The sequence below is a fragment of the Salmonella sp. SAL04213 genome (assembly GCF_046550535.1).
Taxonomy (GTDB): Bacteria; Pseudomonadota; Gammaproteobacteria; order Enterobacterales; family Enterobacteriaceae; genus Salmonella; species Salmonella enterica.
In genome coordinates this window covers 727,914-743,464 of sequence record NZ_JBGDXS010000002.1, presented here as the reverse complement: position 1 = coordinate 743,464, position 15,551 = coordinate 727,914, and the positions used below count along the sequence as shown (strand labels likewise).

General features: G+C 51.6%; 13 protein-coding genes. 9 read left to right on the top strand and 4 right to left on the bottom strand.

All coding sequences use genetic code 11. From position 1 onward, the window contains the following. Positions 1-130 precede the first annotated feature (130 nt). The 4 genes from bdm (at position 131) to adhP (ending at position 3,754) form a co-directional block, all read left to right on the top strand. Positions 131-346 carry a biofilm-dependent modulation protein gene (bdm, locus tag ACLJPQ_RS08460; RefSeq protein WP_000495700.1) on the top strand — a complete coding sequence of 72 codons (216 nt, stop codon included), beginning with the start codon at positions 131-133 and terminating at the stop codon, positions 344-346. A gap of 94 nt (positions 347-440) precedes the next feature. Then, positions 441-584 (top strand): stationary-phase-induced ribosome-associated protein, encoded by a 144-nt coding sequence (gene sra, locus ACLJPQ_RS08455; protein WP_000841559.1) that lies wholly within the window; start codon positions 441-443, stop codon positions 582-584. 176 nt (positions 585-760) lie between these two features. Continuing rightward, positions 761-2,458, top strand: coding sequence for an NAD-dependent malic enzyme (locus ACLJPQ_RS08450; RefSeq protein WP_000450511.1), 1,698 nt, complete (start codon positions 761-763; stop codon positions 2,456-2,458). 285 nt (positions 2,459-2,743) lie between these two features. Next, positions 2,744-3,754, top strand: coding sequence for an alcohol dehydrogenase AdhP (gene adhP / locus ACLJPQ_RS08445; protein ID WP_000642447.1), 1,011 nt, complete (start codon positions 2,744-2,746; stop codon positions 3,752-3,754). Positions 3,755-3,839: 85 nt separating this feature from the next. Here adhP and fdnI read toward each other — a convergent pair whose 3' ends face one another. From fdnI to fdnG, 3 genes are read right to left on the bottom strand one after another with little or no spacing between them, the layout of a single operon-like run. Continuing rightward, the gene (gene fdnI / locus ACLJPQ_RS08440) at positions 3,840-4,496 is read right to left on the bottom strand and encodes a formate dehydrogenase-N subunit gamma (protein WP_080184707.1); all 657 of its coding nucleotides are present in this window, start codon (positions 4,494-4,496) and stop codon (positions 3,840-3,842) included. Continuing rightward, positions 4,489-5,373 carry a formate dehydrogenase subunit beta gene (gene fdxH / locus ACLJPQ_RS08435; RefSeq protein WP_000061599.1) on the bottom strand — a complete coding sequence of 295 codons (885 nt, stop codon included), beginning with the start codon at positions 5,371-5,373 and terminating at the stop codon, positions 4,489-4,491. The genes fdnI and fdxH overlap by 8 nt, the downstream gene beginning before the upstream one ends. A gap of 13 nt (positions 5,374-5,386) precedes the next feature. Continuing rightward, on the bottom strand, positions 5,387-8,434 hold the full coding sequence (fdnG, locus tag ACLJPQ_RS08430; RefSeq protein ID WP_077684034.1) for a formate dehydrogenase-N subunit alpha: 3,048 nt from the start codon (positions 8,432-8,434) through the stop codon (positions 5,387-5,389). Positions 8,435-8,711: 277 nt separating this feature from the next. On the opposite strand from fdnG, the gene yddG reads away from it, so the two are divergent. The 3 genes from yddG (at position 8,712) to ACLJPQ_RS08415 (ending at position 11,724) form a co-directional block, all read left to right on the top strand. Next, positions 8,712-9,593 (top strand): aromatic amino acid efflux DMT transporter YddG, encoded by an 882-nt coding sequence (yddG, locus tag ACLJPQ_RS08425; RefSeq protein WP_001527674.1) that lies wholly within the window; start codon positions 8,712-8,714, stop codon positions 9,591-9,593. Between the two features lie 524 nt (positions 9,594-10,117). Continuing rightward, positions 10,118-11,200: a porin OmpD gene (gene ompD, locus ACLJPQ_RS08420; RefSeq protein ID WP_000769043.1), complete on the top strand. Its 1,083-nt coding sequence runs from the start codon at positions 10,118-10,120 to the stop codon at positions 11,198-11,200. Between the two features lie 143 nt (positions 11,201-11,343). After that, positions 11,344-11,724: a GFA family protein gene (locus tag ACLJPQ_RS08415; RefSeq protein ID WP_014343841.1), complete on the top strand. Its 381-nt coding sequence runs from the start codon at positions 11,344-11,346 to the stop codon at positions 11,722-11,724. A gap of 24 nt (positions 11,725-11,748) precedes the next feature. Here the strand turns inward: ACLJPQ_RS08415 and smvA are convergent, their stop codons facing one another. After that, complete coding sequence (gene smvA / locus ACLJPQ_RS08410; protein ID WP_000489736.1) at positions 11,749-13,236, bottom strand: methyl viologen efflux MFS transporter SmvA; 1,488 nt, start codon at positions 13,234-13,236, stop codon at positions 11,749-11,751. A 117-nt stretch (positions 13,237-13,353) separates the two neighbouring features. Between smvA and ACLJPQ_RS08405 the strand changes: the two genes are divergently transcribed. Together ACLJPQ_RS08405 and ACLJPQ_RS08400 are read left to right on the top strand one after the other, a co-directional pair. After that, complete coding sequence (locus ACLJPQ_RS08405; protein ID WP_000121044.1) at positions 13,354-13,932, top strand: TetR family transcriptional regulator; 579 nt, start codon at positions 13,354-13,356, stop codon at positions 13,930-13,932. A 214-nt stretch (positions 13,933-14,146) separates the two neighbouring features. Further along, positions 14,147-15,535, top strand: coding sequence for a NarK family nitrate/nitrite MFS transporter (locus ACLJPQ_RS08400; RefSeq protein WP_024154598.1), 1,389 nt, complete (start codon positions 14,147-14,149; stop codon positions 15,533-15,535). The last annotated feature ends 16 nt before the right edge of the window (positions 15,536-15,551 follow it).

Genomic DNA, 15,551 nt, shown 5'->3' with positions numbered 1-15,551 from the left:
GAGTTCCGCCTTGCGTTAAAATAACTCCAGGACTAATCTTAACCACAGCCGCAAAAATATTTGCCATGCTGAATACGAATTAATTTTCTGCGAGCCGTACTAAATAAATACATGTTCACGGAGGCATTATATGTTTACTTATCACTCAGCAAATACCTCAGCAGCACAACCGGCCCTGGTCAACGCGATTGAACAAGGATTACGCGCGGAGTTAGGCGTTGTCACCGAAGATGATATTTTAATGGAGCTGACCAAATGGGTTGAGGCTTCCGACAATGACATCCTCAGTGACATCTACCAGCAGACCATCAACTATGTGGTAAGCGGGCAGCACCCGACTCTGTAAAACCTGCTATGCTGTATCGGCAACCTTAGGGGTTACGTTTCTTTCGCGTAAGCGAATTTGTCCTTAAAACTAGCAACAGGATTGAGGAGTTAACATGAAATCGAACCGTCAGGCTCGTCATATACTTGGACTGGATTACAGAATTTCCAACCAGCGTAAGGTTGTTACTGAAGGCGACACCAGCAGCGTGGTGAATAACCCAACCGGCAGAAAGCGCCGCGCCGATAGCCAAAAGTAATCGTACAGTCCTGAAATGACGTTAAACACCATTGCATCTGCAATGGTGTTTTTGTTTATAGGAATGACCTTAACGTCTCACAATGCTTTATACTCAGGGTCGGTTCCCTGGTGGAAGGCAATATATGATGATAAACGACGGTGCCAGGGACAGTTATTCGAAAAAGAGTGAGTAACATGGAAACTACAACCAAGAAAGCACGTTCCCTTTATATCCCTTACGCTGGCCCTGTATTGCTGGAATTCCCCCTGTTAAACAAAGGCAGCGCTTTTAGCGTAGAAGAGCGCCGCAACTTCAATTTGTCAGGGCTGCTGCCAGAGGTCGTCGAGTCGATTGAAGAACAGGCCGAACGCGCCTGGCTCCAGTATCAGGGGTTTAAAACAGAAATCGATAAGCATATTTACCTGCGTAACATCCAGGATACCAACGAAACGCTCTTTTATCGACTGGTGCAAAACCATCTTGAAGAGATGATGCCGGTTATCTATACCCCGACCGTGGGCGCTGCCTGTGAGCGCTTCTCTGAGATTTATCGCCGGGCACGCGGCGTGTTTATCTCTTATCCGAATCGTCACAACATGGACGACATTTTGCAGAATGTGCCTAACCACAACATTAAAGTTATTGTGGTGACGGATGGCGAGCGAATTCTGGGGCTTGGCGATCAGGGCATCGGCGGGATGGGGATCCCTATCGGTAAGCTGTCATTATACACCGCCTGCGGCGGCATTAGTCCGGCCTATACCCTTCCCGTTGTGCTGGATGTCGGCACCAACAATCAACAGTTACTCAACGATCCGCTTTACATGGGCTGGCGTCATCCGCGCATTACCGACGATGAGTATTATGCGTTTGTCGATGAGTTTATTCAGGCCGTTAAGCAGCGCTGGCCAGATATCCTGCTACAGTTTGAAGATTTCGCGCAGAAAAACGCAATGCCGCTGCTGACGCGCTATCGTGATGAGATTTGCTCCTTTAACGATGATATTCAGGGCACCGCAGCCGTGACCGTCGGTACGTTGATCGCCGCCAGCCGCGCTGCCGGCAGTCAGCTTAGCGAGCAGAAAATCGTTTTCCTCGGCGCGGGTTCCGCCGGATGTGGGATTGCTGAACAGATCATCGCACAGACTCAGCGTGAAGGTTTAAGCGAAGATGCCGCCCGACAGAACGTTTTTATGGTCGATCGCTTCGGCCTGCTGACGGACCGGATGCCAAATTTATTGCCGTTCCAGGCAAAACTGGTGCAGAAATGCGACAATCTCCAGCACTGGGATACCGAAAATGACGTGCTGTCGCTGCTGGATGTGGTGCGTAACGTGAAGCCGGATATTCTGATCGGGGTTTCCGGCCAGACCGGGCTCTTTACTGAAGAGATCATCCGCGAGATGCATAAGCATTGCCCTCGCCCGATCGTCATGCCGCTCTCTAATCCCACCTCTCGCGTGGAGGCCACGCCACAGGACATTATCGCCTGGACGGAAGGCAACGCGCTGGTGGCAACCGGCAGTCCATTCTCGCCGGTCATCTGGAAAGATAAGGTTTATCCGATCGCACAATGTAATAACGCCTATATTTTCCCCGGCATCGGTCTGGGGGTTATCGCTTCCGGTGCATCGCGCATTACTGATGAAATGCTGATGTCAGCCAGTGAGACGCTGGCGAAACATTCTCCGCTGGTGAATAACGGCGAAGGGTTAGTGTTACCAGCGCTTAAAGACATCCAGGTCGTGTCGCGCGCTATCGCTTTTGCCGTAGGTAAAATGGCGCAGCAACAAGGCGTAGCGGTGAAAACCTCAGCGGAAGCGCTGCAACAGGCGATTGACGATAACTTCTGGAAACCGGAATACCGCGACTACCGTCGGACTTCCATTTAATACGTACCCGGCGGTGAATGCCGCCGGATATCACTTTCTTCTTTAGTTTTGGCGAGTCTGTCGACACACCTGAATTCCTTTTCCTGCTTATTTGTCAAGCTACTAATATTAGCCACCTTTATGTATTGAACGGGGATTTATCAGGATAATCCTGGCTAAACTATTACATTGTATTTCTGCCGCCTTGCATAACTCATCAGAAATATTAATCCTAAAGAGGTAATAGCGCCTTACCTGCTATTACTTACCTGCTATGCAGTTCACTATTAATAAAAGGAGAAGGTTATGAAAGCTGCTGTTGTCACACAAGATCATCAGGTTGATGTTACTGAGAAAACGCTGCGTCCCCTTCGCCACGGTGAAGCTTTGCTAAAAATGGAGTGCTGCGGCGTATGCCATACCGATCTACACGTGAAAAACGGCGATTTCGGTGACAAAACCGGCGTCATTCTGGGACACGAAGGCATTGGCGTCGTGGCGGAAGTCGGTCCCGGTGTCACCTCGCTGAAACCCGGCGATCGCGCGAGTGTCGCGTGGTTTTATGAAGGATGCGGACACTGTGAGTATTGCAATACGGGCAATGAAACCTTATGCCGCAACGTGAAAAATGCCGGTTACACGGTAGATGGCGGCATGGCCGAAGAGTGTATTGTCGTCGCGGATTATGCGGTGAAAGTACCGGAAGGTCTGGACTCTGCGGCGGCAAGTAGTATTACCTGCGCGGGCGTTACCACCTATAAAGCGGTGAAGATTTCTCATATTAAACCTGGCCAGTGGATTGCCATCTACGGTCTGGGCGGTCTGGGTAATCTGGCCTTGCAGTACGCGAAAAACGTTTTCAATGCGAAAGTGATCGCCATTGATGTCAATGATGGACAACTGAAACTGGCCGAGGAAATGGGCGCAGATCTGACCATTAATTCACGTACGGAAGATGCGGCTAAAATTGTGCAGGAAAAAACCGGTGGCGCGCACGCAGCGGTGGTTACCGCGGTCGCTAAGGCGGCGTTTAATTCCGCAGTAGATGCCGTTCGCGCCGGAGGCCGCGTGGTGGCAGTCGGGCTGCCGCCAGAAGCCATGAACCTTGATATCCCTCGCCTGGTGCTGGATGGCATTCAGGTTGTCGGTTCGTTGGTGGGGACACGCCAGGATCTGACCGAAGCCTTCCAGTTCGCGGCGGAAGGAAAAGTCGTGCCAAAAGTCGCTTTACGTCCGCTTGAAGATATCAACGTTATTTTTAAAGAGATGGAACAAGGGCAAATTCGTGGCCGTATGGTCATCGATTTCCGTCGTTAAACGATTTGCTGCGGTTTGATAACAGGCCGCAGATGAAAACAAGGCGCTACGAGGATAGCGCCTTGTTTATCAGATCGCGAAAGAATTACTGCATACCTTTTTCGCTCTCTTTTTTTGCTTCCGCCTTCTCGATTTCACGATACCAGCGTGGATGATGTTTCTTCGCCCAGCGACGGCTGACCTTCCCTTCGATCATGCCTTTAATCGAGCCTTTCACCCAAAACGCCATATACATATGGATGAGGATCGCGTGCATTAAAATAATGCCCGCCGCCGCATGAATTAACAGGCTATAACGCACCACCTGCATGGGGAAATACTGCGCGAAATACGGACGCCAGATAATCACGCCAGTCACCAGCAGCACAAAAATCATGCTCATAATGGACCAGAACATCATCTTCTGTCCGGCATTGTATTTGCCGACATCCGCCACCTTATGCTCATTGCCTTTCAATACTTCGACAATATTTTTCAGCCACGGAATATCTTTTTTATCCGGGATGTTGTGGTGGACGAAACGCACGAACATAAACATCAGCGCGATAAAGATGGCAATACCGAAGAACGGGTGCAAAATACGTCCCATCTGCGGCGTGCCGAAAGTTTGCGTCAGCCATTGTAGCGTCGGGAAGAAAAACGAAATCCCCGACAGCGCTACCAGGAAGAAGCAGATCACCACCGTCCAGTGACAGGCGCGGTCGACAAATTTCGTGCGCACAATCATTTTCGACTTACTCATGATGATCCTCCTCATCGTCGTCCGTTTCTTTATTCGGGCCAATACCGATGTAGTGGTAAATCAGACCGGCGAAAGTGGCGATAAAGCCCGCTGCGGCCAGCGGTTTTAGCGCCCCTTTCCACAGATTGATTGAGGTATCGATCTGCGGATCTTTCGGCAAGCCGTGGTACAACTCCGGCTGATTGGCATGGTGCAGCACATACATGACGTGCGTGCCGCCAACGCCCTGCGGGTTGTAGATACCGGCATGTTCAAAGCCGCGCGCTTTTAACTTCTCCACGCGTTGCTCGCCCAGTTCCAGCATCTCTTTTTTGGTGCCGAAATGAATAGCCCCGGTCGGACAAGTTTTGACGCAGGCCGGTTCCTGGCCCACGCTGACGCGATCGACGCAGAGCGTACATTTATAAACGCGGTTGTCCTCTTTGTTGAGGCGCGGAATATTAAACGGACACCCGGCGATACAGTAACCACAGCCGATACAGTGTTCAGATTGAAAATCAACAATCCCGTTCGCGTACTGGATGATAGCCCCGGCAGATGGACAGGCTTTAAGACAGCCTGGATCTTCACAGTGCATACAACCATCTTTACGAATCAGCCACTCCAGCTTGCCGTTCTGCTCGGTTTCGGTAAAGCGCATCACCGTCCAGGACTTGGCGCTGAGATCTGCAGGGTTATCGTACACCCCGACACAATGACCAACGTTATCGCGAATATCGTTCCATTCAGAACAGGCTACCTGGCAGGCTTTACAGCCGACACAGGAGGAGACGTCGATCAGTTTCGCGACTTCGGCTTTGTAATCACGCGCCTGCGGAGGCGGCGTGATGGCGTTTGTTGCGGACCGTTTAATAATGTCCTGCGTTTCCATAGACATATGTTCGCCTCCCTTACGCCTTCTCGATGTTAACTAAAAACGCTTTGTATTCCGGCGTTTGCGAGTTGGCATCACCGACATTTGGCGTCAGAGTATTGGCGATATAGCCTTTGCGCGCGACACCCTCAAAGCCCCAGTGAATCGGGATCCCCACCGTTTCAACCTGCTGACCGTTGACATGCAGGGTGCGAAGACGACGAGTTACCACCGCGACCGCGCGAATAAACCCGCGTTTACTGCTCACCTTCACATAGTCGCCGTTAGCGATACCTTTCGCTGCCGCCAGCGTCTCACTGATCTCCACAAACTGTTCCGGCTGAGCGATAGCGTTAAGTAGCGCATGTTTGGTCCAGGTATGGAAATGCTCTGTGAGACGGTAAGTCGTGCCCACGTACGGAAACTGCTCCTTCTTACCCATGCGCAGCGCATCTTCTTCATACAGACGCGCCGCCGGATTCGAGACCACATTCGGGTGCAGCGGGTTAGTGCCCAGCGGCGTTTCCATCGGCTCGTAGTGCTCAGGGAACGGTCCTTCCGCCATCTTATCAATAGCAAACAGACGTCCCAGCCCTTCCGGCTGCATGATAAACGGATTGGTCCCGCTCCCCGGCGCCGCGTTGTTAAAGTCCGGAATATCGTTCCCTGTCCACTTCGCGCCGTTCCACTGGATCAGCATCCGTTTTGGATCCCACGGTTTACCCTGCGGGTCCGCCGAAGCGCGGTTATACAATACGCGACGGTTTAGCGGCCACGCCCACGCCCAACCCAGTGTATTGCCAAGCCCTGACGGGTCGGCGTTATCACGTCTGGACATCTGGTTGCCCTGCTCCGTCCAGCTACCGGTATAAATCCAGCAGGAGGAGGATGTCGTACCGTCATCGCGCAGTAATGCAAAACTGCTCAACAACTGGCCTTTCCTGGCAAGCAGTGTCCCGTTGGCGTCATAGAGATCTTCCAGCGCATAGCCGTTGTTCTCTTTCGCCACTTCTTCCGAATGCGGTTCATCCGGCTGCTTGTAGTTCCAGCTCATCTTCAATAGTGGTTCGGCGCCTTTACCGCCTTCTGCGCGATACATTTCACGCAGACGATGGTAAATACCGGCCAGAATCTCGCCGTCGTTACGCGCTTCGCCCGGCGCGTCCTGACCTTTCCAGTGCCACTGTAACCAGCGACCGGAGTTAGCGATAGAGCCATCCTCTTCCGCAAAACAGGTAGACGGCAGACGGAAGACTTCGGTCTGAATCGTTGTCGGATCAACATCATTAGATTCGCCGTGGTTCTGCCAGAACGTTGACGTTTCAGTCACCAGCGGATCGATAACGACCAGATACTTCAGTTTGCTTAAGCTTTGCACCACTTTGTTTTTGTCCGGGAAGGACGCCACCGGGTTAAAGCCCTGACAGAAATAGCCGGTGACTTTCCCGCTATCCATCATGTTGAAATATTTGATCACGTCATAGGACTGATCCCACTTAGGCAGCCAGGCAAAGCCCCAGTCATTCTCTTTCTGCGCCGCATCGCCATAGAAAGATTTCATCAGGCTGACGAAGAACTTAGGATAATTACCCCAGTAGTTGACCTGATCGGCCAGCGTCGCTTTGGGGGTATTCGCGGCCAGATAAGTTTGCAGATCGGCCTGTTTTTCTGACGGTAGCGTCAGGTAGCCCGGCAGGCTGGTGGAGAGCAGTCCTAAATCCGTTAAGCCCTGAATATTAGAGTGGCCGCGCAAGGCGTTCACACCGCCGCCAGCCATCCCCATATTGCCGAGCAGCAACTGGATCATCGCCATAGTACGGATGTTCTGCGCCCCGACAGTATGTTGCGTCCAGCCCAGCGCATACAGGAAGGTGGTAGTGCGATCCGGAACGCTGGTAGAGGCCAACACCTCACACACCTTCAGGAAGTCTGCTTTCGGCGTACCGCAGATGTTTTCCACGACGTCCGGCGTATAGCGCGAAACGTGCTGCTTCAGCAGATTCCACACACAGCGTGGGTGCGTCAACGTTTCATCACGTTTGGCATAGCCGTTTTCATCGAACTGGTAGTTCCAGGAGGATTTATCGTACTGACGCTTTTGGGCGTCATAGCCGCTGAAAAGACCGTCATCAAAGGCAAAATCATCCCGCACCAGCAGGCTGGCGTTGGTGTAATGCTTAACGTATTCAGCGTTGATTTTGTTATTTTCGATCAGGTACAGCAAAACGCCGGACAGAAAGGTAATGTCTGTACCGGAACGTATTGGCGCATAGATATCCGCCACCGACGCCGTACGCGTAAAGCGTGGATCAACGACAATCAGCGTCGCATCGTTATTGTTTTTCGCTTCCATCGCCCAGCGGAAACCCACCGGATGCGCTTCTGCGGCATTGCCGCCCATCACCATCACGACGTTGGCGTTTTTAATATCCACCCAGTGGTTGGTCATCGCACCGCGACCAAATGTTGGAGCAAGACTTGCTACCGTTGGTCCGTGTCAGACGCGCGCCTGGTTATCTACCGCCAGCATACCGAGAGAACGCGCAAACTTCTGCGTCAGCATCCCCGTTTCATTGCTGGCCGCCGAGGCGCACAGCATTCCGGTAGAGAGCCAGCGGTTAACCGTGACGCCCTGCTCGTTCTTTTCAATAAAGTTGGCGTCGCGGTCGGCTTTCATTAATTTAGCAATACGAGTGAAAGCGTCATCCCAGCTAATGCGCTGCCACTTGTCGGAACCCGGCGCGCGGTATTCCGGATAGCGTAGGCGATCTTCACTGTGAACATAGTCCAGCAAACCGGCCCCTTTCGGGCACAGCGCGCCACGGCTTACCGGATGATCCGGGTCGCCTTCAATATGGTAAATCGCTTCTTTCGCGTTTTTTGCCCCATCTCCCAGGCTATACATTAATAGCCCGCAACCTACGGAACAGTATGTGCAGGAGTTACGGATCTCTTTTGCGCGCAACAGCTTATAGTTTCGCGCCTGAGCCAGGGCCATTTTAGGGGTAAAACCCAGTGCGGCCACCGTTGTTCCCGCCATACCGCCCGCGCAGATTTTAAAAAATTGTCTGCGGCTGACGTCCATTGCTTTCCTCTTTTTTCCACGGATGCACGCCTCCTTCGAACTGCAGCAAAACCTCAGCCCAGGATGCGTGTATAACTTCGCGAGGAAACTAACAGCAAAATCGATAACTTTTTTGCGTCAAATCAATATTGAAACGGTTCCGCTACTAAATAGCCCTATTTTTAAACTGCAATAACTCCAGGGAGGTACTTAAAAATGACACTGCATGGCATCGCCCCCGGAAAAAGTGCTATAAGTGGCAGTTTATTTTGCGCGGTATTCAGGACAGTCACAAAGCATGACATCACAAAAAGCAACGCTAATAGGGCTTGTTGCCATCGTTCTGTGGAGCACGATGGTTGGGTTAATTCGCGGCGTCAGCGAAGGTCTCGGACCGGTAGGCGGCGCAGCCATGATCTATTCATTAAGCGGCCTGCTGCTGATTTTTACCGTCGGATTACCTGATATCCGTCGTTTCCCGGGGCGATACCTCATCGCAGGCAGTGTACTGTTTGTCAGTTATGAAATATGCCTGGCGCTTTCTCTCGGTTATGCCGCCACTCGCCATCAGGCTATCGAAGTCGGCATGGTTAACTATTTATGGCCCAGCCTGACCATTCTGTTTGCCATTCTTTTTAACGGGCAAAAAACTAACTGGCTTATTGTTCCTGGATTGCTTATTGCACTTACTGGCGTTTGCTGGGTTCTGGGGGGCGAGAATGGTCTTAATGCCGGAGAAATTATCAACAATGTCGCCACCAGTCCGCTAAGTTATTTCTTGGCATTTCTTGGGGCGTTTATATGGGCGACGTACTGCACTGTCACAAATAAATATGCGCGTGGTTTTAACGGTATCACCGTCTTTGTGTTACTCACCGCCGTGGCGCTGTGGTTCCACTATTTTCTTACACCGCAACCTGCCATGATATTTAGCCTACCGGTGATTGCTAAACTTTTTACCGCGGCATTAACGTTGGGGTTTGCCTACGCCGCATGGAATGTGGGCATACTTCATGGCAATGTGACTATCATGGCCGTAGGGTCTTATTTTACACCCGTCATGTCCTCTGCTCTGGCAGCGCTGTTACTCAGCTCGCCACTGTCATTCTCCTTCTGGCAAGGCGCAGTCATGGTTTGCGTAGGCTCGCTACTTTGTTGGCTGGCAACGCGGCGGCGCTAATAGCGACGGGCGGGCCGATATTGATATTAAATCGACCCGCTGTACCTTGACACTCTTCATAACACAACTACGCTTTTATCTATTGCCTGTGCGTATTTGACGATTTTCCATTTTCACGTGCTCCTCCTGCGCCATACCAGGATTGCGCTGGTAAAAATGAATTTTATAAAATCGTTAAATATGTTAATGTAATGATATAATTATATTAACAAATATATAATTAACGTTAGCTCGCAACTGTTATTAGTGCATATAATAATCAGTAGTTACTACCAAAAATAAAACCATAAACAGCCCAATAGTCCCCTCCGAAAATATATCTTATTAGACAGTCCCTATTTGAATTAATACTCTCAAATGTATTAAGGAGATCTCGATCACACAAATTAAAATAATTTGTAATCTTATGAAACTTATTATTGAACTTATGCCACTCCGTCATTTAAAAATAGTCTGCCATTGACAAACGCCTCGTTTAACAATGGTTGAGGAAACACGCTAAGAAAATTATAAGGATTATTAAAATGAAACTTAAGTTAGTGGCAGTGGCAGTGACTTCCCTGTTGGCAGCAGGCGTTGTAAATGCAGCCGAGGTATATAACAAAGACGGCAATAAACTGGATCTGTACGGTAAAGTTCACGCTCAGCATTATTTCTCTGATGATAACGGAAGTGATGGTGACAAAACTTACGCGCGTCTGGGCTTTAAAGGCGAAACGCAGATCAATGACCAACTGGTTGGTTTTGGCCAGTGGGAATATGAATTCAAAGGCAACCGTACTGAATCTGAAGGTTCCGACAAAGACAAAACCCGTCTGGCATTCGCTGGTCTGAAATTCGCTGAATACGGTTCTTTCGACTACGGTCGTAACTACGGCGTTGCTTACGACATCGGCGCATGGACCGACGTTCTGCCAGAGTTCGGTGGCGATACCTGGACCCAGACTGACGTATTCATGACCCAGCGTGCTACCGGCGTTGCCACCTACCGTAACACCGATTTCTTCGGTCTGGTTGAAGGTCTGAACTTTGCCGCGCAGTATCAGGGCAAAAACGATCGTGACAATGAAGTAGAAGCAAACGGCGACGGTTTCGGTCTGTCCGCAACGTATGAGTACGAAGGTTTTGGCGTGGGTGCGGCCTATGCGAAGTCTGACCGTACTGACCGTCAGGTGCGCAACGGCACCAATGGCCTGTATGCTTCTGGCCAGAATGCGGAAGTGTGGGCTGCTGGTCTGAAATATGATGCGAACAATATCTATCTGGCGACCACCTACTCCGAAACGCTGAATATGACCACATTCGGTAAAATCGACGGTATTGCTAACAAAACTCAGAACTTTGAAGCTGTTGCTCAGTACCAGTTCGACTTCGGTCTGCGTCCGTCCATTGCTTACCTGAAATCCAAAGGTAAAGATCTGGGTGCTTACGGCGACCAGGATCTGGTTGAGTACATCGATGTCGGTGCTACCTACTACTTCAACAAAAACATGTCCACCTTCGTTGATTACAAAATCAACCTGCTGGATGACACCAACTTCACTAAAAATGTTGCGCAGATCAGCACTGACAACATCGTTGCTGTTGGTCTGAACTACCAGTTCTAATTTTGTTGTAGTCTGAATACAAAGCCAGTCCTTTCAGGGCTGGCTTTTTCTCTTGATGTAGACTCGGTCATAAGGAGTATGCCGTGCAGACGTTCACTGGTCGTTGTCTTTGCGGACAGAGCCATTTTACCGTTGACGTCGAAATGCTGGATGTCTATGCCTGCCATTGTACGCTGTGTCAAAAATGGTCGGGTGGAATAGCCATGTATCTGGAAGCCTGCGGGCAACCACAGCTAGCCCCCCTTTCCCCGGAACCGCCATACTTTTCATCCTCTTCGCGCGGCGAACGCTACTTCTGTTCCGGCTGCGGGTGTCCGCTGTGGTTTCGGCTTACCGATACCGATCGCTATTTTATTCCCTGGACCTTACTGGAACTGAACGAAGTTGATCGCCGTCGGCTGATTCTGGCTGCGGAAATTTATACCGAAACCCAGCCTGCCTTCTGGCGACTGACGGGGCAATACGCACGCCTCAGCGGTAAAGAGGTTGAGGAAATGGACTCCCCCTGCCAGCTAGCGCATTAAGCGCTTATCTCATCAGGCGTTATGTTATCGGCGTTGGGCTTTTGCCAGGCTGAACCACATCCCTACCGCCAGCAAAAGAAGCATACTCCCGGCGCTGCTTAACGCCACGCTATGCGACCAGATAAAGGCATGTCTGGCGGCGTCCAGTATTGCCTGCCCCTGCGTGGGCGGTAGGCTATTCGCCAACTGCACGGCTTCTCCCATTGAAGATGACGCTCTGGCAATCTCTTGCGCCTCAAGCCCGGCAGGCAGACGGATAGACGCGGAGAAGCTACGGCTTAACAACAGACCGAAAATGGCAATGCCCAGTCCCGCGCCCAGTTCATAAGCCATCGTTTCTATCGCGCCGGCCGCCGCCGCTTTTTCTGCCGGCGCAGCGGCCATAATTGCCGACGTGGAAGCCAGCAATGCGCTGGCGGCGCTAAATCCCAGCAGCGCCATCAGCCCCCAGGCCTGCCATTGCTGGGTGCTGAAATCCGTCATCGCCAGGCCATAAAAACTCAGCGCGCTTAACGCCATGCCGCCCGTCGCGACCAGCCGTAGTCCCAGACGCGAGACCAGCACGCCCGCAATCGGCCCGCTGAATCCACTGGCGACCATCACCGGCAGCATAAATACCCCGGCCTCATAAGGCGATAGCCCGTGAACAAACTGTAGCTCTTGCGCCATCAGCAGCTCAAAGCCCACCAGAGTGATCATCGCGGTCATCGCCATCACGACGCCGCTCAGGATAATGCGATGGGTAAATAGTCGCATATCAATCATCGGACGCGATGTCGCAAGCTGTGTGCGGATAAAGAGTCCCAGGAGCAGCGCGCCGGTAAGCAGGGTAAGCGAGATGACCCACAGCGACAGATGTCCTTTCAGCGCGGTTTTAGCGCTATAGACCAACAGCAAAATGGCAATAATCAGCATCACCGCATGGCCAAGATTGAGCGGTTGATCGCGACGGCCCGCCTGGCGAGGAACATAGCGGGCGGTTAAGCCCATGACGACCAGCACAATCGGCACGTTGATCAGGAAAACCGATCCCCAGTAAAAATGCTCTAATAATATGCCGCCGATGAGCGGCCCAAACGCCGCTCCGCCCGAACCTACCGCTGCCCAGACGCCCAGCGCCATGTTGCGATGCTTCTCTTCACAAAAGGTGGCGCGTATCCCGGCCAGCGTCGCCGGTACAATCATCGCCGCGCCAATAGCCAGTAATACCCTGGTGGCGATAAGCCAACTGGCGGTATGCGAAAACGCCGCCGCCAGTGACGCCAGGCCAAAGAGCGTCCCGCCCAGCATCAGCAGGCGTTTAAAACCGATACGATCGCCAAGCGCGCCCATCGGCAACACCATGCCAGCCATGACCAAAGAATAAATATCAATGATCCACAGCAGCTCGTTGCCGCTGGCCCCCAGTGTCATACTCAGTGTCGGGGCGGCGACATGCAAGACCGTGGCATCAATGGCGACAGGAATATAGACCAGCACAATAATGACTAACGTTAACCACTGACGAAACATAACTCTCCCTTCAAAAACTCAAATTTGGACACCTGTCCAGTTTCAGGATCCTACGGTAAGTTGAACGAATGTCCAGCTTTTTGTTACACTGCGCGTATTGGCTAATGTGGGGAAAATATGAGTTACCTTAACCGGGATGAACGCCGCGAAGTGATCCTGCAAGCGGCGATGCGCGTGGCGCTGGCAGAGGGGTTTGCCGCCATGACGGTGCGACGAATCGCATCAGAAGCCGATGTCGCCGCCGGCCAGGTGCATCACCACTTCAGCTCGGCGGGCGAGCTCAAAGCGCTGGCCTTTGTCCATTTGATCCGCACCCTGCTTGATGCCGGGCAAGTTCCGCCGCCCGCCACCTGGCGTGCACGGCTTCACGCTATGTTGGGTAGCGAAGACGGCGGCTTTGAGCCTTACATAAAATTGTGGCGAGAGGCGCAAATTCTGGCCGATCGGGATCCGCACATCAGAGATGCTTATCTCCTCACGATGCAGATGTGGCATGAGGAAACGGTCACAATTATCGAGCAGGGCAAACAGGCAGGAGAATTTACGTTTACTGCTAACGCCACGGATATCGCCTGGCGGCTTATCGCACTGGTGTGCGGGCTGGACGGTATGTATGTGCTGGGTATTCCGGAAATGGCCGATCCCGCGTTTAAATACCATCTGGATCGTATGATTACGCTTGAACTCTTTGCGTAAAGTTACAAATAATTTAATAAAAATCACTTTTAGTTTACAAATAGTAACAATTAAGAAACATCATATCTCCTCTTCGCGCCGCGCTGGCCTGGTTTTTTATCTATTCTTTCACTCAATATTCTAAAAAAACTTCAATAAGTTCTCAAAAGAGCGCGTGACGCTCTGTCTCTTTTTTGTGTTTTTTCTCAAATGATATGCGCATGTGAGGGGTAAAATGACACGACAAAACGAGAATTATAACCGTTATCTCTTGAGTGACTGGCGACCCGAAAATCCAGCCTTCTGGGAGAATAAAGGGAAAGGCATCGCCAGAAGAAACTTATGGATTTCAGTAAGTTGTTTGCTCCTGGCATTTTGCGTCTGGATGTTGTTTAGCGCTGTTGCCGTCAACCTCAATAAAATTGGATTTAATTTTACCACCGACCAACTCTTTTTATTAACCGCATTACCTTCTCTTTCCGGCGCAATATTACGCGTTCCCTACTCCTTTATGGTGCCACTGTTTGGTGGCCGTAAATGGACCGTATTAAGTACCGTAATATTGATTATTCCCTGCGCCTGGCTGGGATTCGCCGTGCAAAATCCCGCCACCCCTTTCGGGGTATTTATGCTCATCGCTCTGTTGTGCGGTTTTGCGGGGGCAAACTTCGCGTCCAGTATGGGCAACATCAGTTTTTTCTTTCCAAAAGCCAGACAAGGTAGCGCGTTGGGTATTAACGGCGGACTGGGAAATCTTGGCGTCAGTGTGATGCAGTTGCTTGCGCCGCTGGTTATTTTTCTGCCGATATTTACTTTTTTAGGCGTCCAGGGCGTGCCGCAACCTGATGGCTCCCTGCTCGCCCTCACTAACGCCGCCTGGATCTGGGTGCCGTTACTGGCTGTCGCGACGCTTGCCGCCTGGTTTGGTATGAACGATATCGGCAGTTCAAAAGCGTCTGTCGCCTCGCAATTGCCGGTGCTAAAACGTCTGCACCTGTGGCTGCTTAGCCTGCTGTACCTGGCGACATTCGGGTCATTCATCGGCTTTTCCGCAGGTTTCGCCATGCTCGCCAAAACGCAATTTCCCGACGTAAACATTCTGCAACTGGCGTTCTTTGGCCCCTTTATCGGCGCGCTGGCGCGATCGGCAGGCGGCGTGATCTCCGATAAATTCGGCGGCGTTCGCGTCACGCTCATTAATTTTATCTTTATGGCGCTGTTTACCGCCTTGCTATTCCTCACGCTGCCAGGCTCCGGCGCAGGCAGCTTTAGCGCGTTCTATCTTGTTTTTATGGGCCTGTTTTTGACAGCGGGTCTCGGCAGCGGTTCTACCTTCCAGATGATTGCGGTGATCTTCCGTCAGATCACGCTCTACAACGTCAAACTGCGCGGCGGGAGCGATGAGCAGGCGCAGCGCGAAGCGGTGACGGATACCGCCGCCGCGCTCGGTTTTATCTCCGCTATTGGCGCTGTGGGCGGCTTCTTTATTCCAAAAGCGTTTGGCACCTCTTTGGCCTTGACCGGCTCGCCGGTGGGCGCCATGAAAATCTTTTTGCTGTTTTACATCGCTTGCGTCCTGCTGACCTGGCTGGTCTACGGGCGTCGTAAGCCTAAACAACAATAACAACATACGCACCTGT

Coding starts and splice junctions, on each gene's coding strand:
- bdm (WP_000495700.1), top strand. CDS start 131: ATGTTTACTTATCACTCAGCAAATACCTCAGCAGCACAACCGGCCCTG.
- sra (WP_000841559.1), top strand. CDS start 441: ATGAAATCGAACCGTCAGGCTCGTCATATACTTGGACTGGATTACAGA.
- ACLJPQ_RS08450 (WP_000450511.1), top strand. CDS start 761: ATGGAAACTACAACCAAGAAAGCACGTTCCCTTTATATCCCTTACGCT.
- adhP (WP_000642447.1), top strand. CDS start 2,744: ATGAAAGCTGCTGTTGTCACACAAGATCATCAGGTTGATGTTACTGAG.
- fdnI (WP_080184707.1), bottom strand. CDS start 4,496: ATGAGTAAGTCGAAAATGATTGTGCGCACGAAATTTGTCGACCGCGCC.
- fdxH (WP_000061599.1), bottom strand. CDS start 5,373: ATGTCTATGGAAACGCAGGACATTATTAAACGGTCCGCAACAAACGCC.
- yddG (WP_001527674.1), top strand. CDS start 8,712: ATGACATCACAAAAAGCAACGCTAATAGGGCTTGTTGCCATCGTTCTG.
- ompD (WP_000769043.1), top strand. CDS start 10,118: ATGAAACTTAAGTTAGTGGCAGTGGCAGTGACTTCCCTGTTGGCAGCA.
- ACLJPQ_RS08415 (WP_014343841.1), top strand. CDS start 11,344: ATGCTGGATGTCTATGCCTGCCATTGTACGCTGTGTCAAAAATGGTCG.
- smvA (WP_000489736.1), bottom strand. CDS start 13,236: ATGTTTCGTCAGTGGTTAACGTTAGTCATTATTGTGCTGGTCTATATT.
- ACLJPQ_RS08405 (WP_000121044.1), top strand. CDS start 13,354: ATGAGTTACCTTAACCGGGATGAACGCCGCGAAGTGATCCTGCAAGCG.
- ACLJPQ_RS08400 (WP_024154598.1), top strand. CDS start 14,147: ATGACACGACAAAACGAGAATTATAACCGTTATCTCTTGAGTGACTGG.